A 24,218-nucleotide genomic window follows, 5' to 3' on the forward strand; every position below is an offset into this window, starting at 1 on the left:
GCCATTGTTGTTTCAGGAGTGGGGCAAAGTCGCAGATTCCGGATTCAGGAATGAAACAGTCCGATTTTTCATGAATTTTCATTGACAGCGCATTTCGCAACCGTTAAATTGAACACGTATTTCAAATATCGGAACAAAATATACCGATTTTTCATAAAACCGTAAGGAGACTGAGCCATGACCGATTTGTCCGACCAAAAAGCCGCCGCCGCTGCCGTTCCCGTTGGCCCGCAAAAGATGACGCCTTCCGAAGCGTTCGTGGAAACCCTGGCCGCCAATGGCGTGACCGACATGTTCGGCATCATGGGCTCGGCCTTCATGGACCCGATGGACATTTTTGCGCCGGCCGGCATCCGTTTGATCCCCGTCGTGCACGAGCAGGGCGCCGGCCACATGGCCGACGGCTATGCCCGCGTCTCGGGCCGCCATGGCGTCGTCATCGGCCAGAACGGCCCCGGCATCAGCAATTGCGTCACGGCATTGCGTCACGGCCATCGCCGCCGCCTACTGGGCGCACACGCCCGTCGTGATCATCACGCCGGAAACGGGCACGATGAGCATGGGCCTGGGCGGCTTCCAGGAAGCGAACCAGTTGCCGATGTTCGAGGAATTTACGAAATATCAAGGCCACGTGACGAATCCGGCCCGCATGGCGGAATTCACGGGCCGCTGCTTCGACCGCGCCATGTCGGAAATGGGTCCGACGCAATTGAACATCCCGCGCGACTATTTTTATGGCGAAATCAAGGCGGAAATCCCGAAGCCGAACCGCCTGGACCGTGGCGCCGGCGGCGAACAAAGCCTCAACGATGCGGCGGAGCTGCTGGCCAAGGCCAAGTTCCCCGTGATCATCTCGGGCGGCGGCGTCGTCATGGGCGAAGCGATCGAAGAGTGCAAGGCCCTGGCCGAGCGCCTCGGCGCGCCCGTGGTGAACAGCTACCTGCACAATGACTCGTTTCCCGCCAGCCACCCGCTGTGGTGCGGTCCGCTCGGCTACCAGGGTTCCAAGGCGGCGATGAAACTGATCGCCCAGGCCGACGTCGTCGTCGCCCTCGGTTCGCGTCTGGGACCGTTCGGCACCCTGCCGCAGCACGGCATGGATTACTGGCCGAAGAACGCCAAGATCATCCAGATCGATGCGGACAACAAGATGCTGGGCCTGGTGAAAAAGATTTCGGTCGGCATCTGCGGCGACGCCAAGGCGGCCGCCAAGGCGATTATTGCCCGCCTGGATGGCAAGACGCTCGACTGCGATGCGACGCGCGACGCGCGCTATGCCACCGTGCAAGCGGAAAAGGCCGCGTGGGAAGAGGAATTGACGAACTGGACCCATGAAAAGGATGCGTACAGCCTGGACATGATCGAAGAGCAAAAGAAAGAGCCGGGCAACTATCTGCACCCGCGCCAGGTGCTGCGCGAGCTGGAAAAAGCCATGCCGGAAGACGTGATGGTGTCGACCGACATCGGCAACATCAACTCGGTGGCGAACAGCTACCTGCGCTTCGAAAAGCCGCGCAGCTTCTTTGCGGCGATGAGCTTTGGCAATTGCGGCTACGCGTTTCCGACCATTATCGGCGCGAAAGTTGCCGCGCCGCACCGTCCAGCCGTGTCGTATGCGGGCGACGGCGCCTGGGGCATGAGCCTGATGGAAACGATGACCTGCGTGCGCCACAACATTCCCGTGACGGCCGTGGTGTTCCACAACCGCCAGTGGGGCGCGGAAAAGAAGAACCAGGTGGATTTCTACAACCGCCGCTTCGTGGCCGGCGAGCTGGACAACCAGAGCTTTGCCGAGATTGCGCGCGCCATGGGCGCCGAAGGCATCACGGTCGACAAGCTGGAAGACGTGGGCCCGGCCCTGAAGAAGGCGATCGACATGCAGATGAATGAAGGCAAGACGACCATCATTGAAATCATGTGCACGCGCGAGCTGGGCGACCCGTTCCGCCGCGATGCGCTGAGCAAGCCTATCCGTCATCTGGACAAGTACAAAGACTACGTGTAATCAGTCAGCCCGATCCTTGTATGACCCCGGCATCGCGCCGGGTTTTATGTGCCGGAGCCATTGCTTCATGCTTCCATGGTTCCGGCACTTTTTTTACCGAATTGGAGTCGCCATGAAAGCCCTGCACCGCATCATCGAGCAAGCCCGCGCCGTGCCGAAAAACATCGTCTTGTGCGAGGGCGGCGATGCGCGCGTGCTGCAGGCGGCCGCGCGGGCCGCCGCCGAAGGGCTGGCGCACATCACCCTCGTCGGCAAGCCGGCCGCCATCCTGGCGCTGGCGCATGAACACGGGCTGGATCTCGATGCCGTGCGCCTGGTCGACCCGGCAACGTCCGACGAGTCGGAACACTATGCCCAGCAATTGTTTGTGCTGCGTCAAGCAAAGGGCATGACGGTGGAGCAGGCGCGCATCGCCGTGCAAGACCCGCTGTGCTACGCCAACCTGATGGTGCGCCTGGGCGACGCCGACGGCTGCGTGGCGGGGGCCGTGCACACGACGGCCGACGTGGTGCGCAGCGCCATCCAGATCATCGGCGTCGATCCCGCCTTCAAGCTCGTGTCGAGCTTTTTCCTGATGATGCTGTGCGAACCGTTTCACAGCCTGAAGGGCGGTTTCATCTTTTCCGACTGCGCTTTAGTGGTCGACCCGAAGGCGGAAGAGCTGGCCGACATCGCCATGGCCGCCGCCGACAGCGCGCAAGCCTTGCTGATGGAAGAACCGAGGGTCGCCATGCTGTCGTTTTCCACCAGCGGCAGCGCCCACCATGCGGCCGTCGACAAGGTGCATGCGGCCGCGGACCGGGTCAAGGCCCAGCGTCCGCTGCTGGCCATCGATGGCGACGTGCAGCTCGATGCGGCCATCGTGGCCGAAATTTCGCAGAGAAAAGTCAAGGATTCCGTCGTCAACGGCCGCGCCAACGTGCTGGTGTTCCCGAACCTGGACGCGGGCAATATCGGCTACAAGCTGGCCGAACGCATGGGCGGCGCCGTCGCCATCGGGCCCTTGCTGCAGGGCTTGAACAAGCCCGCCAACGATTTGTCGCGCGGCTGCAGCGCGATTGATGTGTACAACGTGATTGCCGTGACGGCCGTGCAGGCCCAGGGTGGGCGCTGAGTTGTTCAGCTTGCCCGTGCTGGCGCTGCTGGGCGTGGTGGCGGCCGGCACGTATTTCCAGACCGTCACGGGCTTTGGCCTGGGCATGATCGTCATGGGCGTGGCCAGCGGCCTCGGCCTGGCGCCCGTGCCCGCGCTGGCGGCCCTCGTCAGCTTATTGTCCTTGGCGAATTGCCTGGTGGCATTGCCGGGCGCCTTGCACCACCTCGATTGGCGCGCCATCCGCGCGGCCAGCATCGGCTTGCTGCCGGCCATGGCGGCCGGCGTGTTGCTGTTGGGATATCTGGACCAGGCGTATGCGCCCTTGTTGAAATTGTTGCTGGGCGCGGCCATCGTGTATGGCGGCGTCAGCATCCTGTTGCAGGCGCCGCCGGGACCGGGCGCGGCGGACAAGCGCAGCTTTTTCATCAGCGGCGTGTGCGGCGGCCTGTTCTCGGGCCTGTTTTCGCTGGCGGGACCGCCGCTCGTGTACCAGTTTTATCGCCAGGAAATGAGTTTAACCACCATCCGCTACAGCCTGATCTTTTTGTTCGCCATCAGCGCGGGCGGGCGTTCGCTGATGGCGGGCAGCCAGGGCCAGCTCGATGCGAAAGTGTTACTTTTATGCATGCTGGCCCTGCCCGTCGGCGTGCTGGCCACCATGGCCGGCAAGCGCTACCCGCCGCCGATCGCCCAGCGCGGCATGCGCCGCATCGCGTTTGCCGTGCTGACGGCCATCGGCCTGTCGCTGATGGCGGCGGCCGTGCCGCAATTGCTGCGCTAGGCCTTGAACGTCAGCAAGGGTTTCAGCCGTGCCACCGATTGCAGCAAGCCCGCTTCCTCCTGCGCGGCAATGACGGGACCGATCTTTTTATAGGCCATCGGCGCTTCCTCGACGCGGCGTTCTTCGCGCAGGGTCACGCACTGGAACGCCATCTCGTCGCCGCCCACCGTGGGCCGGATGGCGCGCATGGCTTGCCTGCGGATGCTGCGCCCCGCGCCGTGCGAGCACGACCACAGCCAGTCGGGATTGCCCATCCCCGTTGCCACGTAAGAATAATCGCCCATGGAACCGGGGATCAGCGCCAGGTCGCCTTCGCGCGCGGGCGTGGCGCCCTTGCGGTGGATGTTCATGCCATGTTCGCGCAGGATGACGTTGTGCGGCACGTCCACCACCAGGTGCGATTGATCCTGCGCAAACACTTGCGACAGGCTGTCGCGCACCAGTTCGGCCAATACCATGCGGTTGACCCAGGCGTAGCGCGAGGCCACGCCCATGGCGTCCATGTATTCGCTGGCCAGTTCGCCCGTCAAGCCGTACAGGCCCGACTGCGGGTGGCGCACGCCTTTCGGCCACGCCTCCCTGGCGCGGTCCATCCAGCGGCTGCCGACAAAAAAGCCCACGTCGCGGCTGCCGCTGTGGATCATGACGACCACTTCGCCGGGCACCAGCCCGTGCCGGTACGCGGCGTGGCGGTCCATGACGGCATCGACCAGCTGGATTTCCACGAAATGGTTGCCTGATCCCGTCGTGCCCAGGCTGGGGTCGCGTATGACTTCGCGCGTACCGACCAGCGCTTCGGGTGCATGGCGCAAGCCGCCGCCCAGTTCGCGCAAGGCGATGCAATCGTCGAGCTCGCGCAGCAAACGCTCCTTGTCGACGCGGGGCCACAAGCCATCATTGTGCAGGCTGTCGATGAACGCTTCCGGCCCCACGTCGAACAGGGCGGCAAACGCCTTCGAGCGCAGCGGCACGTTGCGGCCGTCTTCCAGCAACACGTGTTTGAGCTTGCTCAATAACTGCGGCTTGCGCGCTTCGAACTGCGCCAGGGTCAAGCCAGTCGTGATCAGGCGCATGCCGCAGGCGATGTCCGTGCCGGGGATGGCGGGGATCACCATGTCGGGGCTGGTGGCGACGATGCTGCCGACGGGCGCGATGCTGCCCGGATGGAAGTCGGGCGTGGCGCACGCCTTGCACACATGGCCATCCTGGCCCGGCACGGCGACGGCGGCAAACTCCATCAGCTGGCGCACGGCTTTTTCCTCGAGCGGAAAGTTGTGGGGCAGCAGCACGGACGCCTGGGCGTGCGGATTGCTGAGTGTATAAATGCCGTCGGCATAGGCGACGGCGATGCCCTGGCGGCGCAGGGCTTTTTGTAATCTGGATATGGGAAACACGATTCTGCTCCGGAAATAACGAATGCACGGCCCTTTTGCAAGGGCCATGTTTGTTTTCCACGCAGCAGCGACAGGAAGTGCCGCCAGCTTAGCAAATTTTACGGGGATTGCAAAGCCAGGGATGCGCACGATACGGATGATCCACTTGCAAAATAATCAAACAGCCTTTATATTCGCGGTTCTTTCTTGAACCTCTTCCTTATTGGAGCCAAAAGTGCCTCGCTTCTTCGCCATCACCTGCTAACGCTGACGAAATGCTCTCTGCAGCATCGTTCGGCGCGTTGACGCCCCCGATTGCTGCGGCACTGTTTTTGCTCTTTCCGCACACGTATCCCAGGACCACTGTCCTGATCGTCCACGCCCGAACACGTCGTCAGCACCCCTGACCCTGTATGGACACGCCCCGGTGAACGCGGCGTGGGACGCTATGTTTTTACAATCTTTGCCCTTATTTAAATACCCGCGCACGCCGCACCTGGAAGGCTCGCGCCTGCAGGACGGCGACGACGGTTCCGACCAGATGCCCCTGAAAAAGCTGGCCGGCCAGTACGTCGTCATCGAGGAAAAAATCGATGGCGCCAACTCCGCCGTGTCGTTCAGCGATGCGGGCGAGGTGCTGCTGCAGTCGCGCGGCCACTACCTGGCGGGCGGCGGCAGCGAACGCCAGTTCAACCTGTTGAAACCGTGGGCGCATGCGCATGAACACGCCTTGCTGCATATGCTGGAAGACCAGTATGTGCTGTTTGGCGAATGGTCTTACAGCAAGCATTCCGTGTTTTACGACCGGCTGCCCCATTATTTCAACGAGTTCGACGTGTATTGCCGCCGTACGCAGATGTTTTTGTCGACGGCGCGCCGCCACGCCATGCTGGCCGGCTCGCCCGTGCTGTCCGTCCCCGTGCTGTATGCGGGCCTGATGCCCGCGTCGCCGAAACAGTTGTGGCAGCTGTTGCGCCATTCGCTGGCCAAGTCCCGGTTGTGGCGCGACGCCTTTGAAAACGTGGTGGCGCGCGAGCGCCTGCCGCTGGACCTGTGCTGGAAGCAGACGGACAAGTCCGACCACGCGGAAGGCTTGTACCTGAAAGTGGAAGACGACGAGCAAGTGCTGGCCCGCTACAAGCTGGTGCGGCATGACTTTACGCAAACCATCCTCGACAGCGGTTCGCACCACAGCACGCGTCCATTGATCCCGAACCTGCTGGCGGACGGCGTCGACCTGTACGCGCCGCAACCGCTCGTCACGTGGGAAAGCCTGGGCTTGCACACCTGCCAATCGCTGGACGAACTGGCAATATTTTCAAGGAGTACAAGATGAACTGGAAACAGTTACAACAACTGGTGCCGCCAGCGGGCCGGTCGCCCGATTTCAACGCCTGCCTGGCCGCTTTTCCGCAGCTGGAACTGGCGAAGACGACGCCGCAAAACCCCGTGTATCACGCGGAAGGCGACGTGTGGACGCATACGATGATGGTGGTGGAATCCCTGCTGGGCATGCCTGAATATCAGCAAGCCACGCGGGCGGAACAGGAAATCGTGTTCCTGGCCGCCTTGCTGCACGACGTGGCCAAGTACAGCACGACCGTGATCGATCCGGTGACGGGCGCCATCGGCCAGCCCGGCCACTCGCGCAAGGGCGCGCTCGATGCGCGCATCGCCCTGTGGGACTATGACGTGCCGTTTGCCGCGCGCGAGGAAATCTGCCGTCTGATTAACGTGCATCAAGTGCCGTTCTTTGCGCTGGAACAATCGCGGCGCGGCGTTACGCCGGAATTTACCGTGCGCGAACTGTCGTGGCAAGTCGATATCCGCCTGCTGGCCATGCTGGCCGAAGCCGATATTCGCGGCCGCATCTGCCCCGACCCGCAGCGCATCCTCGACGCGATCGAGCTGTTCCGCGAACTGGCGCGCGAGGAAGGCTGCTATGGCCAGCGCAGGGTCTTTGTCGACGATCACACGCGCGTGAAATATTTTCGCGGCGCCGAGGCGCATCCCGATTACTCGCTGTTCCAGGAGCCGGGTTCGCGCGTGATCGTCATGTCGGGCTTGCCCGCTTCCGGCAAGAATACGTGGGTGGAGAAGCACCATCCGCGCTTGCCCGTCGTGTCGTTTGACGATGCGCGGACGGCCTTGGGTTTGAAGCACGGCAAGAACGAGGGGCAGGTGGGCGACTATGCGGAAGAGCGGGCGCGCGAATTGCTGCGCAAGGGCGAACCGTTCGTGTGGAACGCCACGCATCTGTCCAAACTGATGCGTGAAAAGACGCTCAACCTGCTGTATAAATACCATGCGCAGGTGGAGCTCGTGTACCTGGAGCAGCCGCGCAAGGAGCTGCTGCGGCGCAACGGCCAGCGCGACACTTCGCTCAGCAACAAGAAGCTGCAAGCGATGCTGTGGAACTGGGAAATCCCGCTGCCCATGGAGGCGCACACGGTGCGCTACGAAGTGGCCTGAAGCCCTATCGCCTCAAGCCACCCAGCAACTGCGCGATCTCGCTGAACAGCTCATTGTTCAGCGAGGCGGGCAGGGTGGTGGCCAGGCTGCGGCTGTAGTAAGCGCCCAGGTCCAGGCCCAGGCCCAGTCCGCAGATTTCCACGGCGCCCTGTGCTTCGCGGCGCGCCACCACCTGTTTCAGATGTTGCGCCAGGTAAAACTCGTCGTTGGCCAGATTCGTGGCTGTATCCATCGGGCAACCGTCGGACACGACGAGCAGGATGCGCCCGCCGCTCGGGCCGCGCCAGCATGCGGTTGCAGGCCCAGTCCACGGCTTCGCCATCGACGCCTTCGCGGTACAAGTCCGCCTTCAGCAGGGCCGCGATGTCGGGCCGCGCGCGGCGCCAGTTCGTGTCGCCATCCTTGAAGATCATGTGCACGAGTTCGTTCAAGCGGCCCGGATGGGCGGGCGAGCGGGCGCGCATCCAGTCGCGTTTGACTCTTCCCCCGTTCCACGCGCCCGTCGTAAAGCCCAGCAATTCCGTCGTGATGCCGGCCTGGTCCAGCGCGCGCAGCAATATGTCCAGCAGCACGGCCACGGATTCCGCATGCGTCTTCATGGAGCCGGAGCAATCGACAAGAAAAGTGACCAGGCAATCGGCCTGCGGCAGGAATTGTTCCTTGCGAAACAGCCTGCGTTCCGACGGTGAGCTGATCAGCTGGGCCAGGCGGCGGCCGTCGATATAACCCTCTTCCTCGCCGAACGACCAGCCGTCGCGCTCGGGTACGGCCAGCAATTGCGTGAAGCGCCGCGCCAGGCGGGCCGTGTTGATGCCGAGGCTGGCGATGCGCGCATCCATGCGTTCGCGGTATTCGAGCAGCAGGGCGCGGCGCACGAGCTCGCCCGCCTTGTCTTCGCGGTCATATGCCGTGCAGTAAATCTTGTAGCCGCCGTCGCCAGCGCTGAAGGCGCGGCTGTCGCCCAGCGGGGCCGCATCGGGCAGGTGGTCGTTATCGCTGTCGAAATCGAGCAGCAGCTTGAACGCCGCCTGCGCTTTCGCGTCGCCGGCCTCGTCCTGGCTGCCGTCGCGCGCCGCTTGCGCCTCTTTCAGCATGGCATCGACGGCATGGGCGATGGCCAGCGCATGGCGGGCAAAGGCGGCCTGGTCGGCGCGGTGGCGGCGCAAGCCTGCCAGGTCGCCGCTCAGTTGCGACGACACGGACCAGCGCGTGGCTTCAATAAAATCTTCCGTCTTTTCCAGCACGGGCCGGGCCGTCAGGCGCGACCAGCACATCTGGAACACTGTATACAAGAGCAAGCCCGACGCGCCTTCGGCCAGGCCGGAATCGTAGAACGCGTGCGACCAGGCCGTGAAACGGTGGCGCAGGTTGGCGATGACGCCGGCATGTTGATCTGGCGCAAGCGTTTCCACCCTTAACTGTTCCAGCAATTCGAACACGAGCCGCGCCACGGGCTCGGGCGGGCACAGCGACTTGTGCAGGGCCGCATCCGTGTGCAGCAAACGCAGGGCCACGCTGTCGGCCGCGCCGCGCAGCGACGGCAAATCCTGCAGTGCCGCATCGGGCTGCAGATGGGCGGCGTGGATGGGCAGGGGACGGTGGCCGTCGTGCAGGCGCCGTCCGCGGTAGCGGATCGCCGCCTGTCCGCTCAGTGCGCGGATGGCGCCCGCGCACAACTCATCCGTTTCCTGCTGTTCGCGCGTGTAGGCGGCGGGAGCAGTGACTTCGGCGCTCATGCCTGGCTCGCCAGCAATTCCTCATTGAAGCAGCGCTGGTAGTACTCGGCCACCATGGGCCGCTCGGCCTCGTCGCATTTGTTGAGGAAGGACAGGCGGAAGGCGAGGGCCGGGTCGCGGAAGATCTGGCAATTCTCGGCCCAGGTAATCACCGTGCGCGGCGACATCAGGCACGCCAGGTCGCCCGCCGCATAGCCGTGGCGCGTCAGGCTGGCCACGGCCACCATGCTGCTTGCCAGCTGGCGGCCCGCATCGTCGTTCATGGCGGGAACGCGGGCCAGCACGATGTCCGTTTCTTCGTCCTGCGGCAAATAGTTCAGGGTGGCAACAATGTTCCAGCGGTCGATCTGCGCGTGATTGAGCACTTGCGTGCCGTGGTACATGCCGTTCAGGTTGCCCAGGCCCACCGTGTTCGAGGTGGCGAACAAACGGAAGTGGGGATGCGGCGTGATGACCCGGTTCTGGTCGAGCAAAGTAAACTTGCCGTCGCGTTCCAGAATGCGCTGGATGACGAACATCACGTCGGGGGCGGCCGCGCGTCGTATTCATCGAAGATCAGGGCCACGGGGCGTTGCAAGGACCAGGGCACGATGCCTTCCTGGAATTCCGTCACCTGCTGCTGTTCGCGCAGCACGATGGCATCCTTGCCCACCAGGTCCAGGCGGCTGATGTGGCCATCGAGGTTGACTCGCACGCAGGGCCAGTTCAGGCGCGCCGCCACCTGCTCGATATGCGTGGACTTGCCCGTGCCGTGCAAGCCTTGCACCATCACGCGGCGGTTGTGCGTGAAGCCGGCCAGAATCGCCAGGGTCACGTCCTTGTTGAAGCGGTAGGCGGGATCGATGTCGGGCACGTGCGGGTCGCGTTCCGTGAAGACGGGCACGAGCAGGTCGCTGTCGATGTTGAACAGGCTGTGCACGGACTGCAAGGTTTGCGCTGCGGCGGCGGGGGGGTGTTGGCGTGAATCTGGCACCTTGTTCTCCTGGTCAAGCCGCAGCATGGGTGCCGCAGCGGTTATGAATTACCTGTCTGCAATGCGTCGTCCCCCCGCCCGTCGTCGGCATGGTTTCCGATTCGATGGCGGCCAGGGCTTGCGCGGCGCGTTGCAATGCTGGCAAGAAATGTAAAGCCTTGTCGTGCGTCAAACGGATGATGGGCGCCTGGATCGCCACGGCCAGGTTCGAGCGGCCGTTCGGGTTCGGCACCAGCACGGCCACGCACAGCAGGCCGGGCAGGAATTCTTCGTCGTCCAGCGCGTAGCCATTGCGGCGCACCAGTTCCAGTTCGCGTTCCAGCTTGGCGGGGTCCGTTTCCGTCTTGTCCGTAAAGCGCGTCAATTCCATGTGGCCCAGCAGGCGGCGCCGCTGCACGGGCGTCATCTGCGCCAGGAACAGCTTGCCGCTCGACGAGCAGTGGGCCGGCACGCGTGAACCGGGATGCAGGTAGAAGCGCAGCGGGGCCGCCGTTTCCACCCGGTCCAGGTACACCACTTCGCTGCCGCTGAAGGCCGTCAGGTTGCAGCTTTCGCCCACTTCCTCGACCAGCTGGCGCAAGACCATGCGGCGGGCGCCATGGAAAGTGTTGTTAATCAAGAGGTTCGACGCCAGGCGGCGCAGGCGCACGCCCGTGCTGTAGTGGCGGCCGTCGCTTTCGCGCTGCAGCACGCCCACGCTTTCCAGCTGTTGCAGCATGCGGTGCAGGGTGGGTTTTGGCAGCCCCGTTTCTTCCACCAGCGCTTGCAGCGACAGCAGTTGATCTTTTTCGGCAATCACTTCCAGCAAGGCAAACAAACGCATCGTGGGCGTGTCGCCTTCCAGTTTTTCCGGCTCAAGTTTTGGGGATGAAATCATGTCCATGGTGGCCTCGGTTGGGTATCTGAGTGTTACATCAGCTTATTTCATTTTCGAACTCAAATTGTACCGTTTCCTCGAAATTCTGTTTGACTTTTGATTGCCGAACGCTTAAATTGAATTGTATATCAAATTTCGGAACAAAATATACCGTTTTTTGATAATTTAGCTTAAGTTCATCACTACAGACCAGGAGACACCCATGAATGACATGACCGAGCAAAAAGCCGCCGCCGCAGCGGCCATCCCCACCGGCCCGCAAAAGATGACGCCTTCCGAAGCGTTCGTGGAAACCCTGGCCGCCAATGGCGTGACCGACATGTTCGGCATCATGGGCTCGGCCTTCATGGACCCGATGGACATCTTTGCGCCGGCCGGCATCCGCCTGATCCCCGTCGTGCACGAGCAGGGCGCCGGCCACATGGCCGACGGCTATGCCCGCGTCTCGGGCCGCCATGGCGTCGTCATCGGCCAGAACGGCCCCGGCATCAGCAATTGCGTCACGGCCATCGCCGCCGCCTACTGGGCGCACACGCCCGTCGTGATCATCACGCCGGAAACGGGCACGATGAGCATGGGCCTGGGCGGCTTCCAGGAAGCGAACCAGTTGCCGATGTTCGAGGAATTTACGAAATATCAAGGCCACGTGACGAATCCGGCCCGCATGGCGGAATTCACGGGCCGCTGCTTCGACCGCGCCATGTCGGAAATGGGTCCGACGCAATTGAACATCCCGCGCGACTATTTTTATGGCGAAATCAAGGCGGAAATCCCGAAGCCGAACCGCCTCGACCGTGGCGCCGGCGGCGAACAAAGCCTCAACGATGCGGCGGAGCTGCTGGCCAAGGCCAAGTTCCCCGTGATTATCTCGGGCGGCGGCGTCGTCATGGGCGAGGCGATCGAGGAATGCAAGGCGCTGGCCGAGCGCCTGGGCGCGCCTGTGGTGAACAGCTACCTGCACAATGACTCGTTTCCCGCCAGCCACCCGCTGTGGTGCGGTCCGCTCGGCTACCAGGGTTCCAAGGCGGCGATGAAACTGATCGCCCAGGCCGACGTCGTCGTCGCCCTCGGTTCGCGTCTGGGACCGTTCGGCACCCTGCCGCAGCACGGCATGGATTACTGGCCGAAGAACGCCAAGATCATCCAGATCGATGCGGACAACAAGATGCTGGGGCTGGTCAAAAAGATTTCGGTCGGCATCTGCGGCGACGCCAAGGCGGCCGCCAAGGCGATTATTGCCCGCCTGGATGGCAAGACGCTCGACTGCGATGCGACGCGCGACGCGCGCTATGCCACCGTGCAAGCGGAAAAGGCGGCGTGGGAAGAGGAATTGACGAACTGGACCCATGAAAAGGATGCGTACAGCCTGGACATGATCGAAGAGCAAAAGAAAGAGCCGGGCAACTATCTGCACCCGCGCCAGGTGCTGCGCGAGCTGGAAAAAGCCATGCCGGAAGACGTGATGGTGTCGACCGACATCGGCAACATCAACTCGGTGGCGAATAGCTACCTGCGCTTCGAAAAGCCGCGCAGCTTCTTTGCGGCGATGAGCTTTGGCAACTGCGGCTACGCGTTTCCGACGATTATTGGCGCGAAAGTTGCCGCGCCGCACCGTCCAGCCGTGTCGTATGCGGGCGACGGCGCCTGGGGCATGAGCCTGATGGAAACGATGACCTGCGTGCGCCACAACATTCCCGTGACGGCCGTGGTGTTCCACAACCGCCAGTGGGGCGCGGAAAAGAAAAACCAGGTGGATTTCTACAACCGCCGCTTCGTGGCCGGCGAGCTCGACAACCAGAGCTTCGCGGAAATTGCGCGCGCCATGGGCGCCGAAGGCATCACGGTCGACAAGCTGGAAGACGTGGGGCCGGCCCTGAAGAAGGCGATCGACATGCAGATGAATGAAGGCAAGACGACCATCATTGAAATCATGTGCACGCGCGAGCTGGGCGACCCGTTCCGTCGCGATGCGCTGAGCAAACCGATTCGTCACCTGGACAAATATAAAGACTATGTTTAAGTCAGCGGCCCTGTGAGGATCTGGCCTGTGACCAAATTCTCACAGATTGTCACGAAAACATCATAATTTCATTAAAGAATACAAGGCGTCCCGTTTTTTGGATTATTTGATTTGACAAGGCCATGCTTAAGGCTTAAATTCAATAAAAGACAAAAAACGGAACGTAGCGTATCAAAAACGATTTACGGAGACCACCATGAACCACCCTGTACCGCACACCGACGCCGTCACCATCGACTTCCTGCAAGCGTTCGGCGATGCCTGGAACCGCCACGATATCGAGGCCCTGATGGCCGCCATGGCTGACGACTGCGAATTCCACGCCGTCGCCGGTCCTGACTTGCTGGGCAAGAGTTTTATCGGCCGCGACGCCGTGCGCGCCGGTTTCGAGCTGGCCTGGCAAACCTTTCCCGACGCCGCCTGGCTCAACCCCGTGCACTTCGTCAGCGGCCAGCGCGGCGTGACGGAGTCGACCTTTGCCGGCACCAAGGCGGACGGCACGCGCATCGAGGCGCGCATGGTCGACATCTTCACCTTCCGCGACGGCAAGATTGCCGTGAAGAACGCCTTCCGCAAGGATCGCCCACCCGTCGTCAAAGCTTGAGCCAGTACGTTCACCGGGAATGATCATGAACAAACCTGTCGACACCCCATCTGACGTACTGGGGGCACAGCACCGCCGCCCGCACGGCCTATGATCCCGCCTTCGATCCGCTCGTGGCCCAGCGGCCTGGCCACGGCAATGCCTACGCGCCCACCTACTGGATCGGCACGGCCGGCGAGCCGCCCGCCGACGACGGCCCCATCACGCATGACATCGACGTCGACGTGGCCATCATCGGCTCGGGTTTTACCGGTCTCTCCTGCGCCATCTTTCTTGCTCAGGAACACGGCATCAAGGCCACCGTGCTGGAAGCGAACCGGGTCAGCTGGGGCTGCAGCACGCGCAACGGCGGCCAGGCGCAATGCACGACGGGCCGCCTGAAGCGCTCGCAGTGGATCGCCCGTTACGGCATGGACACGGCCCTGAAACTGCACACGGAAGTGTGCGACGCCATGGAAACCTTCAAGAAGATCACGGCCGACATCGATTGCGACCCGCAGCCGGGCGGCCACCTGTACATCGCCCACAAGGCGAAAGCCATGCCCGCGCTGGAAAAAGAAGCCAAGGTCATGCGCGAGATCTTCAAGTACGACGCGCGCATCCTCGACGCCGACACCGTCAAGCGCGAATTCGTCGACGACAAGGAAGCGGCGGGTGCGCTGCACGAGCCGGAAGGCATCGGCATCCACGCGGGCAAGCTGGCCTTCGGCTACCTGCGCAAGGCGCGCGCGCTGGGCGCCAAGGTACATCCATCGAGCCCTGTGATGGGCTGGGAAACGCGCAACGGCGTGCATTATCTGCAAACGCCGGGCGGCGTGGTGCGTGCCCGTTCCGTGGCCGTGGCCACGGGCGGCTACACCTCGCCCCACCTGCATCCGCAGGTGAAAAACCGGCTGCTGCCGATTTTGTCGAATTCCATCGTCACGCGCCCGTTGACCCCGGCGGAAATCGAGGCGTGCAATTTCCGCACCCACCAGGTGATCACGGATACGCGCATCTTGCGCCACTACTACCGTTTGATGCCGGACAACCGCGTGCAGATCGGCAGCCGCAGCGCCATCACGGGCGCCGACGCGCCGGACGACAGATATAAACAGTTTTTGATCAACGATCTGCACCGCAAGTTCCCCGCGCTGACCGGTATTCCCATCGATTATTCGTGGTGGGGCTGGGTCGACGTCAGCCACGACATGATGCCGCGCATCGTGCAACCGGACCCGAAGCAATCGATCTTCTATTCGCTCGGTTACGGCGGCAACGGCGTCATGTATTCGGCGCAGGCGGGCCGGCGCATGGCCGAGCGCATCGCGGGCAAGGCCAGCGACACGGGCTTGCCGATCTTCAATTCGAAATTGCCGTATCCCAACATGATGGAACTGGTCGAGTCGCAAGCGTTCGCCCCGTTCCGCCGCCTGGGCCAGCGCTTCCTGTACCGCTGGTATCACTTGAAGGATGAAGTTTTTTAAATAGTAATAGCAGTAGCCGTACTAAGCCGCCGCATGGTTGACAAAGAGCAAACAGCGGCGCCTCCCGAAAGGGATGAGATTGCCCGAACGTTCACACATAACAATAACTTGGAGTGAGACATGAACACCTACACGAGCAAAACCCCGAGCAAAACCCCGAGCAAAACGGTTTTTTCAACGCTGCGCCGCGCCGTCCTCGGCACCCTGGTGCTGGGCGTGGCGGTCGCTTCAAGCGGCACGGCCTTCGCGCAAGGCAAGGAAGTGACGATTGCCTACCAGGAAATCAACGGCCCCTTCCTGGTGGCGATCGCCAGCGGCGAAGTGGAAAAAACCACCGGCTATAAAATCAACTGGCGCAAGTTCGACTCGGGCGCCAAGGTAGCCACGGGCATGGCATCGGGCGACGTGCAGATCGGCGTCATCGGTTCCAGCCCATTGACGGCGGCCGTCAGCCGCGGCGTCGACCTGCAGCTGTTCTGGATCATCGACGACATCAATGAAGCGGAAGCGATGGTGGCCCGCAACGGCGCCGGCATCACCAAACCGGCCGACTTGCGCGGCAAGAAGATCGCCGTGCCATTTGTTTCCACCACGCACTTCCACACCATGTTCGCGCTGGAAACGTGGGGCATCAAGCCCACGGAAGTGAAGTTGCTCAACATGCAGCCGAACCAGATCGCCGCCGCCTGGGAGCGGGGCGACATCGATGCCGCCTTCGTGTGGGATCCGGCCTTGAGCAAACTCAAGCAAAACGGCAAGGTGCTCGTCACTTCCGGCGAACTGAGCAAGAAGGGCAAGGCCACGTTTGACGGCATGGCCGTCGAGCGCGCCTGGGGCGAAGCGAACGCGGACTTCATGGCCAAGTTCGTCAAGGTGATGGCCGCTGCCGACGCCGACTACCGCGCCAATCCGAAGGCGTGGACCATCGATTCGCCGCAAGTGAAAGCCAACGTCAAGCATTCGGGCGCAGCTGCCAAGGACGTGGCCGCTTCCGTGGCCCTGTACGCCTATCCATCCTTGCAGGAGCAGGCTTCGCCCGCCTGGCTCGGTGGCGGCGCAAAGGGCGGCGTGGCGCAAGCCTTGCTGCTGGCCACGGCGCAATTTTTGAAGGGCGAAGGCAAGATCGATACGCTGGCCCCTGACTACGCCAAATATGTGACACCCAGGTATGCACAGGCCGCCGGCCTGCTGAAGTAAACGTTGTGCGATGGCGCGCCTGCGGGCGCGCTGACTGAACAGAGTGCGTTGAACAGAACTGTGGGGACACGATGGAAAATCTGTACGTCAAGGATGTCAGCGTGATTTATCCGGGCAAGACGGCCGGTGAACGCGTACATGCCTTAAATAATATCAATCTCACCATCAATAGCGGGGACTTCGTCGTCGCGCTCGGTGCTTCCGGTTGCGGCAAGACAACCTTGCTGAGCCTGATGGCGGGCTTTATCGCCCCGTCCAAGGGTGAAATCATGCTCGGTGACAATAAAGTGGAAGGGCCGGGCGCCGACCGTGGCGTGGTGTTCCAGAAACACGCCTTGCTGCCGTGGCTGAACGTGATGGAAAACGTGGAATTCGGCCTCAAGCTGCAAGGCGTGCCGAAAGCCGTGCGGCGCGAACAGGCAGCGAAAAACCTGGCGCTGGTCGGCTTGAAGGACTTTCACGACAATATGATCTACCAGTTGTCGGGCGGCATGCAGCAAAGGGTGGGCATCGCCCGCGCCCTGACCAGCAATCCCGCCATGCTGCTGATGGATGAACCGATGGCGGCGCTCGACGCGCTGACGCGCGAAACCATCCAGGAATTGCTGCTCGATATCTGGGCCAAGTCCAGCACCATGTTCTTCTTCATTACCCACAGCGTCGACGAGGCGCTGTTCCTGGCGAACCGGCTGATCGTCATGTCGCCCCGTCCGGGCCGCATCACGCACACGTATGAACTCGATTTCAACAAGCGCTTCCTCGAATGCCGCGATGCGCGCGCCGTGAAATCGAGCCCGGACTTCATCAAGATGCGCGAAACAGTGCTCAACATCATTTATGGCGACGAACGCGCCGTCAATAAAGAGCTGGAGGTGTCCCATGCATAGCCCATCCGCCGTGGGATTTCCTCCCACCAACGCCAAGCGCGCCGGCTTTTTTGGCCGCCTGTTCGCTCCCCGCTGCGCCATGCCCGGCGAAGCGTTCGGTGCGCCGGGGCAGGGCAATTCCAGCCGCATCGCCACCGTCACCGTCATCGCCGTGCTGCTGCTGTGGTTTGGCGTGACGGCCAGCGGCATGGTGAAACCCTTGTTTTTACCTTCGCCGCAAGCCGTGTATGAAAAATTCATCATGGCAGCCACCACCGGGTTCGGCGGCGCCACCCTGTGGGAACACACGGTCGCCAGTCTGGTGCGCGTGTTCGGCGCCTTCGGCCTGGCTTGCCTTTTTGCCATCCCCATCGGCGTGATGATGGGCGTGAACCGCGTGGCGCGCGGCATCTTCGACCCCTTGATCGAGTTCTACCGTCCGCTGCCGCCGCTCGCTTACTTGCCACTAGTCATCATCTGGTTCGGCATCGGCGAGTTTTCGAAGGTCTACCTGATCTTCCTGGCCATCTTCGCGCGCCGATGGCCATCGCGGCCCGCGCCGGCGTCAGCTCCGTGTCGCTGGAGCAAATCCACGCCGCGTACTCGATGGGCGCCACCCGCTTCCAGGTCATCGTGCACGTAATTTTGCGCGCGGCGATTCCGGAAATCCTCACCGGCATGCGCATCGGCATCGGCGTGGGCTGGACCACCCTGGTGGCCGGCGAGATGGTGGCGGCCACGCGCGGCCTCGGCTACATGGTGCTGAGCGCATCCGAGTTCCTCGCCAGCGATGTGGTGATCATGGGCATTATCGTGATCGGCTTCTTCGCTTTCCTGTTTGATTTGATGATGCGCTACCTCGAACGTACCCTCGTGCCATGGAAGGGCAAGGTGTAAGACGTTCCCGGGAGTGGCGCGCACGCCACAAGTGTTGCCGCCGCTCCCTTTTTTTAATCCGCAATAAGCCGTACTTACCCTCCAGCGCGCTTGCCCCTTGGGCGCCGCGCCGGGCCGCTGCATTTCCAGATTGACTTATGGAATGCGGCCAACCAGACTGATTCACACGATGTATCGATGCTGCTTGACGGTGTTGCCTAAATAAAACAAAGCCGCGCGGCAAGAGCAAGCCGCAGCAGGCAGGGCGCACCGGGCTTCAGAGATTTTCAGGAGACAAAACATGATTAGCGAATCGCATAACAGTACCGGCTTGCAGCACTCGCTGAAGCAACGCCACATGAGCATGATCGCCATCGGCGGCGTGATCGGCGCCGGCCTTTTCGTTGGCAGCGGCGTCATCGCCAAGGCTGCCGGCCCGGCCGCCATCCTATCCTTCTTGCTCACGGGCGGCCTCGTCGTCCTGATCATGCGCATGCTGGGCGAGCTGGCTTCGTCCCTGCCCGTGGTCGGCTCCTTTTACGAATATGCGCGCCTGGCCTTCGACGACAAGCCGAAGGTGTCGAAATTCCTCGGCTTCATGAGCGGCTGGATGTACTGGTATTTCTGGGTCGTCGTCGTGGCCCTGGAAGCCATCGCCGGCGCCAAGCTGGTCAACTTCTGGCTGCCCGACGTGCCATCGTGGTCCATCAGTCTGGTCTTGCTCGTGTCGATGACGGTGCTGAACCTGTTCTCGGTGAAAGCGTTCGGCGAATTCGAGTTCTGGTTCGCTTCGATCAAGGTGGTCGCCATCATCGTCTTCCTGTTCGTCGGCGCCCTGTTCCTCACGGGCAGCTTGCCCAACAGCATCCCAAGCCTGGGCTTTTTGACCAGCCATGGCGGCTTCATGCCGCACGGCTGGGGCCCCGTACTGAGCGGCGCCGTGGCCGCCACGGCCTTTTATTCGGGCGCCGAAATCGTCACCATCGCCGCCGCCGAAACGTCGGACCCGGCCAAGGCCATCGCCCGCGCCACCAATTCCGTCGTCACCCGCGTGCTGATGTTTTATGTCGGTTCCATGTTTGTCGTCGTCTGCATCGTGCCCTGGGATTCGCCTGCCATCGCCACGCCCTTCGTCAGCGCCCTGACCGTCATGAACATTCCGTACGCGGCCCACATCATGAACGCCATCATTTTGACGGCCGTGCTGTCGGCGCTGAATTCCAGCCTGTACGCCTCGTCGCGCATGATCTTTGCGCTGACGCGCCGCGGCGATGCCCCCACGGGCCTGGTCAAGCTGAGCAAGAACGGCGTGCCGATTCGCGCCATTTTGTTCAGCACCTTGTTCGCCTACTTTGCCATTGCCGTCTCGTATGTGTCGGCCGACCTGGTCTTCCCCTTCATCGTCAATTCCTACGGCATTCTGATCCTGTTCGTGTACCTGCTCATTGCGATATCTCAATTGCGCCTGCGCCGCCGCCTGGAACGCGAATGCCCGGAACGCATCAAGGTGCGCATGTGGCTTTTCCCCTATCTTACGTATTTCACCATCATCGCCATGCTGGTGATCCTGGGGGCCATGAGCGTGTCGTCCGATACGGAGCAGCGCGTGTCGTTCTGGTTCGGCTTGTTGAGCGTGGTCATCATGAGCGTCATGTACTACATCAAGAAGCTGGTCAACGATGACCGCAACGGCGGTGCCTCCGCCGATACCAAAGTGGAGCTCAAACATGTCTGATACAACTTTGTTGCCCGCCAGCCGGCGCCGCTTCCTGCGCACGACGGCCGCCCTGGGCGCCGCCGCCGTGGCGGGGCCTGGGTCGGCCCTGGCTGCCTCTGTCACCTTGCCGTTTGAAAACGGCGAGCGCGAACTGGTGGCCTTTCCGCAAAAGCGCCCGCTGATCCTGCTGACCAGCCGCCCGCCCCAGCTGGAAACGCCGTTCAGCGTGTTCAACGAGGGGGCCATCACGCCCAACGACGCGTTCTTCGTGCGCTATCACTGGAGTGGCTTGCCCACCAGCATAGACGGCGGCAGCTACCGCTTGCGCATCGGCGGCCTCGTCAAGACGCCACTGGAGCTGTCGCTGGCGGAACTGAAACAGCTGGCCGACCCCGTCGACGTGGTGGCCGTGACGCAATGTTCGGGCAACAGCCGCGGCTTCTTTGCCCCGCGCGCGAATGGCGGGCAGCTGGGCAATGGCGCCATGGGCAATGCCCGCTGGACGGGCGTCCCCCTGAAAACCGTGCTGGAAAAGGCCGGCATCGCGGCCAATGCCGTGCAGGTGGCCTTCAACGGCCTGGAAACGCCGCCCGTGGGCGACGGCCCCGACTTCCAGAAAGCCTTGTCCGTCGAGCACATCATGGCTGGCGACGTGCTGCTGGCCTGGGCCATGAATGGCGAGGACATTCCTTTCCTCAACGGCTATCCGCTGCGCCTGATCGTGCCGGGCTACTATGGCACTTACTGGGTCAAGCACTTGAGCGACATCACGGTGCTGGACAAGCCGTTTGACGGCTTCTGGATGAGCACGGGTTACCGCATCCCCGACAACGGTTCCGGCTTCATCGAGCCGGGCACGCCCGTGGGCAAGACGACGCCGATCAGCCGCCTCAACGTGCGCTCCTTCATTACCAGCGTGCAAGATGGCGCGCGAGTGAAGGCGGGGCACGACCTGGCCTTGCGCGGCATCGCCTTCGATGGCGGCCAGGGCATCAGCGAGGTGACGGTGTCGGTGGACGGCGGCCAGACGTGGCAGGAAGCAACGCTGGGCAAGGACCTGGGACGCTTCTCGTTCCGCGAGTGGACGATGGTCATGAAGGCGCCGCGCAAGGGCAAGCACGTGCTGATGGTGCGCGCCGTCAACCGCATCGGCCAGAGCCAGCCCATGAAAGCCCTGTGGAATCCCATGGGTTATATGCGCAATGTGGTGGAAACCACGCGCATCCAGGCAGTCTGAGGAGAATCATATGAAGATAATACTTGCCGCGCTGGCACTGTCGGCGGCGGGCGGCGCGTGCGCGCTGGACATCCACTTGCCGCCGGAAACGGCGGCCTATAAACCCAGCGAATTGCCCGGCTACCAGCTGGTGCAGCGCAACTGCATGACGTGTCACGCGGCCCAGTACGCATCGACCCAGCCGCCCGCCTCGCCGCGCGCCTACTGGGAAGCGACCGTCAAGAAGATGAAGAAGCCGTTCGGCGCCCAGTTTGACGACGCGGACATGCCGGCCATGGTCGACTACCTGGTGAAAACCTATGGCGCGGAGCGGGGCGCCGCAGCGCCCGCCGCCGCAACGAAGCCCGCCGTAGCGGCTGTCCCTGCCGCCAGCGGCAAGGATGTGAAAACCTTGCTGGCGGCAAATGGCTGCATGGCTTGTCACGCCCTCGACCAGAAAGTGGTCGGCCCCGGCTTTGCCGAGGTGGCCGCCCGCTACAGGGGCAAGGACGGCGTTGCCGCCGTGGCGGCGAATATCCGCAGCGGCGGCGCCGGCAAATGGGGGCCCGTGCCCATGCCGCCGTTCAGCCAGCTCAGTGTAGCCGATGCGGCGGCCCTGGCGAAATACGTGCTGTCCAGGTAGCGCCTGGCCAGCGCGGCACGCCAGCGCACTTCACCTCTCTTCCTCCGCGCAGCCAGCCGGTAGGTCGGTCTTGTGTCCGACATGCCGGCTGGCTGTCACGCCTGTATTTTTCAAGCATTCCATTGCTGGAATTAATTCATTGATAACTCATTTTTGCAAGAATGTTACATACTCTTGTGGCGCAAGAAATTGCGTCATGGAAAGAGAATCAGTGTATGCAAAACAATAACATTGTTTTATCTTGCGACAATATCAATAAGTCGTCATTGGAACCACTATTTGTGCTGCGAAAAGTAGCATGTCGATAGTCATGCTGCGGAAAATTTGTTGCATGAAGACAACGAATTTCTTGGTGGAAAGGTGCATTTTCCCGCGACTTTGAGGATTTTGCCGATGTTCGTGTTTGGGCTGCACCAATGTAGTGAATCAGTCCCCCAGGCAAGTATTTTCTCTTCTCATGGCGCGCTAAAATGGATCAATGTTGCTGTTGAGAATTTTATTCTTCCGTTGCTATTTTATTTAACATTGGTAGCAAAAGAATATTTTTTTTCACGCTCTTGTATTCCCCGCCAGTACCGCCGGAAACGGCGTGCCTGGCGCGGGCGCGCCGCCTGAAAGGATGACCTTGAATACCAAATTACTTCCACTGACCTTGCTGGCGCTGATCCAGACCGCCTGGGCCGTCGATCCCCCGAATGCCGGCAGCCAGTTGCAGCAGATTCCCGTCGCGCCACAGTTGCCGAAAGTGCCGCCAGCCATCCGCGTGCAGCAGGGCAACGTGCCCGCCACCACGGTGGGCGATACCACGCGCATCAGCGTGCAGCGCCTGCGTATCGCGGCGCCGCCCGTGTTTGCCGAGAGCGAACTGGTCGCTGCCACGGGTTTTGTCCCCGGCAGCGAGCTGACCCTGGGCGAGCTGCGCGCCATGGCGTCCAAAATTGCCAGCTATTATCAGAACCGCGGCTATTTCCTGGCGCAGGCGTATCTGCCCGCGCAAGACATCCACGATGGCGTCGTCGCCATCGACGTGCTGCCGGGCCGGTATGGCCAGGTGCAGCTGCGCAACCAGAGCAATCTGTCCGACGACGGCCTGGCCGGCACGCTGCTGGCCGGCCTGGATGGGCAGGTGATTTCCACGCCGCCACTGGAGCGGCGCTTGCTGCTGCTGTCGGACTTGCCGGGCGTGCAGGTCAGCTCGACCCTGGCGCCGGGGGCGTCCCTGGGCGCGTCCGACCTCATCGTCGACGTGCAGCCCGGTGCGCGCTTCAACGGCAGCATCGACGTCGATAACCAGGGCAACCGCTACACGGGCCGCAACCGCATCGGCGCCACCCTGAACATCAATGAACTGGCCGGCATCGGCGACGTGGCCACCGTGCGCGCCTTCACGTCGGCCGACGGCCTGAACTATGGCCGCCTGGCCTATCAGGGACAGGCGGGCTTGCTGCGCCTGGGCGGCGCCTACACGTATATGGATTACAAGCTGGGCAAGGAATTTGCCGTGCTCGACGCCAAGGGCACGGCGAAGATCGCCAGCGCCTACGGCAGTTATCCGCTGATCCGTTCGCGCAGCAACAATCTGTATGCGCAGGTCAGCTATGACGACAAGACCTTCCAGGACCGGACGGAATCGACGGGCAGCGTCAACGACAAGACGGCCAGGGTGTGGATGCTGAACCTGAATGGCGACGGCAAGGACGGCTGGGGCGGCGGCGGCGTCAGCACCTATTCCGTCACGTACACCACGGGCAAGATCGATATCGGGACGCCCGATGCCTTGCTGCTCGACCGCGCGACGGCCAACAGCAACGGCCACTTCAACAAGCTTGCCTTCAACGGGGCGCGCGTGCAAAGCCTGGGCGGCGAGACGAGCTTGTTCGGCATCATCAGTGGCCAGGCGGCATCGAAAAACCTCGATGTCTCGGAAAAGATGGGCATCGGCGGCGTGGGCGGCGTGCGCGCCTATCCGGGCGGCGAGGCGTATGGCGACCAGGGCTATGTGCTGAATCTGGAATTGCGCCAGAACGTGACGGCGTTCACGGCCTTCCCGGGCCAGCTGCAGGTGCTGGCCTTTGCCGACACGGGCACCGTCAAGCTGAACCGCGATGCCTGGAGCGCCGGCGACAACCGCCGCACCCTGAGCGGCGCCGGCGTGGGCGTGACGTGGACGGGCGCCAATGCGCTCGTGCTGAAGGCGTATTACGCGCACAAGCTGGGCAATGCCAAGGCGACCTCGGCACCCGATGCGGCAGGCCGTTTCTGGCTGCAAGCCGTCAAATACTTCTAATTAAGACAAGTTA

The 24,218-nt window shown here is 62.4% G+C and carries 16 protein-coding genes and 4 pseudogenes; 16 read left to right on the plus strand and 4 right to left on the minus strand.

Features of this window, described 5'->3' with window-relative positions; translation table 11 throughout:
• Positions 1 to 177: 177 nt before the first annotated feature.
• The 3 genes and pseudogenes from xsc (ACQVLG_RS17505) to ACQVLG_RS17515 all read left to right on the plus strand — a co-directional run bounded on the left by xsc (ACQVLG_RS17505) (position 178) and on the right by ACQVLG_RS17515 (position 3,882).
• Positions 178 to 2,005 (plus strand): annotated as a pseudogene (gene xsc / locus ACQVLG_RS17505) (sulfoacetaldehyde acetyltransferase).
• Positions 2,006 to 2,117: 112 nt separating this feature from the next.
• Positions 2,118 to 3,119, plus strand: a complete 1,002-nt coding sequence (pta, locus tag ACQVLG_RS17510; protein ID WP_474290386.1) for a phosphate acetyltransferase — start codon at positions 2,118 to 2,120, stop codon at positions 3,117 to 3,119.
• A 1-nt stretch (position 3,120) separates the two neighbouring features.
• The gene (locus tag ACQVLG_RS17515; protein ID WP_474290387.1) at positions 3,121 to 3,882 is read left to right on the plus strand and encodes a TSUP family transporter; all 762 of its coding nucleotides are present in this window, start codon (positions 3,121 to 3,123) and stop codon (positions 3,880 to 3,882) included.
• On the opposite strand, the gene ACQVLG_RS17520 is transcribed toward ACQVLG_RS17515, so the two are convergent.
• Positions 3,879 to 5,276 (minus strand): RtcB family protein, encoded by a 1,398-nt coding sequence (locus tag ACQVLG_RS17520; protein WP_474290389.1) that lies wholly within the window; start codon positions 5,274 to 5,276, stop codon positions 3,879 to 3,881. The genes ACQVLG_RS17515 and ACQVLG_RS17520 overlap by 4 nt on opposite strands.
• Before the next feature lie 427 nt (positions 5,277 to 5,703).
• Here ACQVLG_RS17520 and ACQVLG_RS17525 point away from each other — a divergent pair, with 427 nt between their 5' ends.
• Together ACQVLG_RS17525 and ACQVLG_RS17530 are read left to right on the plus strand one after the other, a co-directional pair.
• Positions 5,704 to 6,591 carry an RNA ligase family protein gene (locus ACQVLG_RS17525; protein ID WP_474290391.1) on the plus strand — a complete coding sequence of 296 codons (888 nt, stop codon included), beginning with the start codon at positions 5,704 to 5,706 and terminating at the stop codon, positions 6,589 to 6,591.
• A complete protein-coding gene (locus ACQVLG_RS17530) occupies positions 6,588 to 7,727 on the plus strand; it encodes an AAA family ATPase (protein ID WP_474290393.1) in 1,140 nt (379 codons plus the stop codon). Before ACQVLG_RS17525 ends, ACQVLG_RS17530 begins: the two co-directional genes overlap by 4 nt.
• Positions 7,728 to 7,731: 4 nt before the next feature.
• On the opposite strand, the pseudogene ACQVLG_RS17535 reads toward ACQVLG_RS17530, so the two are convergent.
• The 3 genes and pseudogenes from ACQVLG_RS17535 to ACQVLG_RS17545 all read right to left on the minus strand — a co-directional run bounded on the left by ACQVLG_RS17535 (position 7,732) and on the right by ACQVLG_RS17545 (position 11,313).
• Positions 7,732 to 9,463, minus strand: a pseudogene (locus ACQVLG_RS17535) (cobaltochelatase CobT-related protein).
• Positions 9,460 to 10,391: pseudogene (locus tag ACQVLG_RS17540) on the minus strand (AAA family ATPase). The pseudogenes ACQVLG_RS17535 and ACQVLG_RS17540 overlap by 4 nt, the downstream one beginning before the upstream one ends.
• Before the next feature lie 58 nt (positions 10,392 to 10,449).
• Positions 10,450 to 11,313: an IclR family transcriptional regulator gene (locus tag ACQVLG_RS17545; protein WP_474290395.1), complete on the minus strand. Its 864-nt coding sequence runs from the start codon at positions 11,311 to 11,313 to the stop codon at positions 10,450 to 10,452.
• Positions 11,314 to 11,524: 211 nt separating this feature from the next.
• Between ACQVLG_RS17545 and xsc (ACQVLG_RS17550) the strand changes: the two genes are divergently transcribed.
• From xsc (ACQVLG_RS17550) to ACQVLG_RS17600, 11 genes and pseudogenes are all read left to right on the plus strand, one after another.
• Entirely contained in the window at positions 11,525 to 13,333 is a 1,809-nt protein-coding gene (gene xsc, locus ACQVLG_RS17550; RefSeq protein WP_474295692.1) for a sulfoacetaldehyde acetyltransferase, read from the plus strand.
• Between the two features lie 196 nt (positions 13,334 to 13,529).
• Positions 13,530 to 13,937 carry a nuclear transport factor 2 family protein gene (locus ACQVLG_RS17555; RefSeq protein ID WP_230541661.1) on the plus strand — a complete coding sequence of 136 codons (408 nt, stop codon included), beginning with the start codon at positions 13,530 to 13,532 and terminating at the stop codon, positions 13,935 to 13,937.
• 50 nt (positions 13,938 to 13,987) lie between these two features.
• Positions 13,988 to 15,403: an NAD(P)/FAD-dependent oxidoreductase gene (locus tag ACQVLG_RS17560; RefSeq protein ID WP_474295694.1), complete on the plus strand. Its 1,416-nt coding sequence runs from the start codon at positions 13,988 to 13,990 to the stop codon at positions 15,401 to 15,403.
• Positions 15,404 to 15,523: 120 nt separating this feature from the next.
• A complete protein-coding gene (gene tauA, locus ACQVLG_RS17565) occupies positions 15,524 to 16,600 on the plus strand; it encodes a taurine ABC transporter substrate-binding protein (protein ID WP_474290397.1) in 1,077 nt (358 codons plus the stop codon).
• Between the two features lie 71 nt (positions 16,601 to 16,671).
• On the plus strand, positions 16,672 to 17,487 hold the full coding sequence (locus tag ACQVLG_RS17570; RefSeq protein ID WP_070219220.1) for a taurine ABC transporter ATP-binding protein: 816 nt from the start codon (positions 16,672 to 16,674) through the stop codon (positions 17,485 to 17,487).
• Positions 17,488 to 17,566: 79 nt separating this feature from the next.
• Positions 17,567 to 18,363 (plus strand): annotated as a pseudogene (locus ACQVLG_RS17575) (ABC transporter permease subunit).
• Between the two features lie 280 nt (positions 18,364 to 18,643).
• Positions 18,644 to 20,077: an amino acid permease gene (locus tag ACQVLG_RS17580; protein ID WP_474290399.1), complete on the plus strand. Its 1,434-nt coding sequence runs from the start codon at positions 18,644 to 18,646 to the stop codon at positions 20,075 to 20,077.
• Positions 20,070 to 21,296: a SorA family sulfite dehydrogenase catalytic subunit gene (gene sorA / locus ACQVLG_RS17585; RefSeq protein WP_474290400.1), complete on the plus strand. Its 1,227-nt coding sequence runs from the start codon at positions 20,070 to 20,072 to the stop codon at positions 21,294 to 21,296. Before ACQVLG_RS17580 ends, sorA begins: the two co-directional genes overlap by 8 nt.
• A gap of 10 nt (positions 21,297 to 21,306) precedes the next feature.
• Positions 21,307 to 21,918 carry a SorB family sulfite dehydrogenase c-type cytochrome subunit gene (sorB, locus tag ACQVLG_RS17590; protein WP_474290402.1) on the plus strand — a complete coding sequence of 204 codons (612 nt, stop codon included), beginning with the start codon at positions 21,307 to 21,309 and terminating at the stop codon, positions 21,916 to 21,918.
• Between the two features lie 327 nt (positions 21,919 to 22,245).
• A complete protein-coding gene (locus ACQVLG_RS17595) occupies positions 22,246 to 22,533 on the plus strand; it encodes a hypothetical protein (RefSeq protein ID WP_474290404.1) in 288 nt (95 codons plus the stop codon).
• 10 nt (positions 22,534 to 22,543) lie between these two features.
• Entirely contained in the window at positions 22,544 to 24,205 is a 1,662-nt protein-coding gene (locus ACQVLG_RS17600; RefSeq protein ID WP_474290405.1) for a ShlB/FhaC/HecB family hemolysin secretion/activation protein, read from the plus strand.
• The last annotated feature ends 13 nt before the right edge of the window (positions 24,206 to 24,218 follow it).

It is taken from the genome of Janthinobacterium sp. TPC_1, assembly GCF_056037845.1.

Excerpts from the sequence above, each read along its gene's own strand:
- pta (WP_474290386.1), top strand. The coding sequence starts at position 2,118 with ATGAAAGCCCTGCACCGCATCATCGAGCAAGCCCGCGCCGTGCCGAAA.
- ACQVLG_RS17525 (WP_474290391.1), top strand. The coding sequence starts at position 5,704 with ATGTTTTTACAATCTTTGCCCTTATTTAAATACCCGCGCACGCCGCAC.
- ACQVLG_RS17530 (WP_474290393.1), top strand. The coding sequence starts at position 6,588 with ATGAACTGGAAACAGTTACAACAACTGGTGCCGCCAGCGGGCCGGTCG.
- ACQVLG_RS17545 (WP_474290395.1), bottom strand. The coding sequence starts at position 11,313 with ATGATTTCATCCCCAAAACTTGAGCCGGAAAAACTGGAAGGCGACACG.
- xsc (WP_474295692.1), top strand. The coding sequence starts at position 11,525 with ATGACCGAGCAAAAAGCCGCCGCCGCAGCGGCCATCCCCACCGGCCCG.
- ACQVLG_RS17555 (WP_230541661.1), top strand. The coding sequence starts at position 13,530 with ATGAACCACCCTGTACCGCACACCGACGCCGTCACCATCGACTTCCTG.
- tauA (WP_474290397.1), top strand. The coding sequence starts at position 15,524 with ATGAACACCTACACGAGCAAAACCCCGAGCAAAACCCCGAGCAAAACG.
- ACQVLG_RS17570 (WP_070219220.1), top strand. The coding sequence starts at position 16,672 with ATGGAAAATCTGTACGTCAAGGATGTCAGCGTGATTTATCCGGGCAAG.
- ACQVLG_RS17580 (WP_474290399.1), top strand. The coding sequence starts at position 18,644 with ATGATTAGCGAATCGCATAACAGTACCGGCTTGCAGCACTCGCTGAAG.
- sorA (WP_474290400.1), top strand. The coding sequence starts at position 20,070 with ATGTCTGATACAACTTTGTTGCCCGCCAGCCGGCGCCGCTTCCTGCGC.
- sorB (WP_474290402.1), top strand. The coding sequence starts at position 21,307 with ATGAAGATAATACTTGCCGCGCTGGCACTGTCGGCGGCGGGCGGCGCG.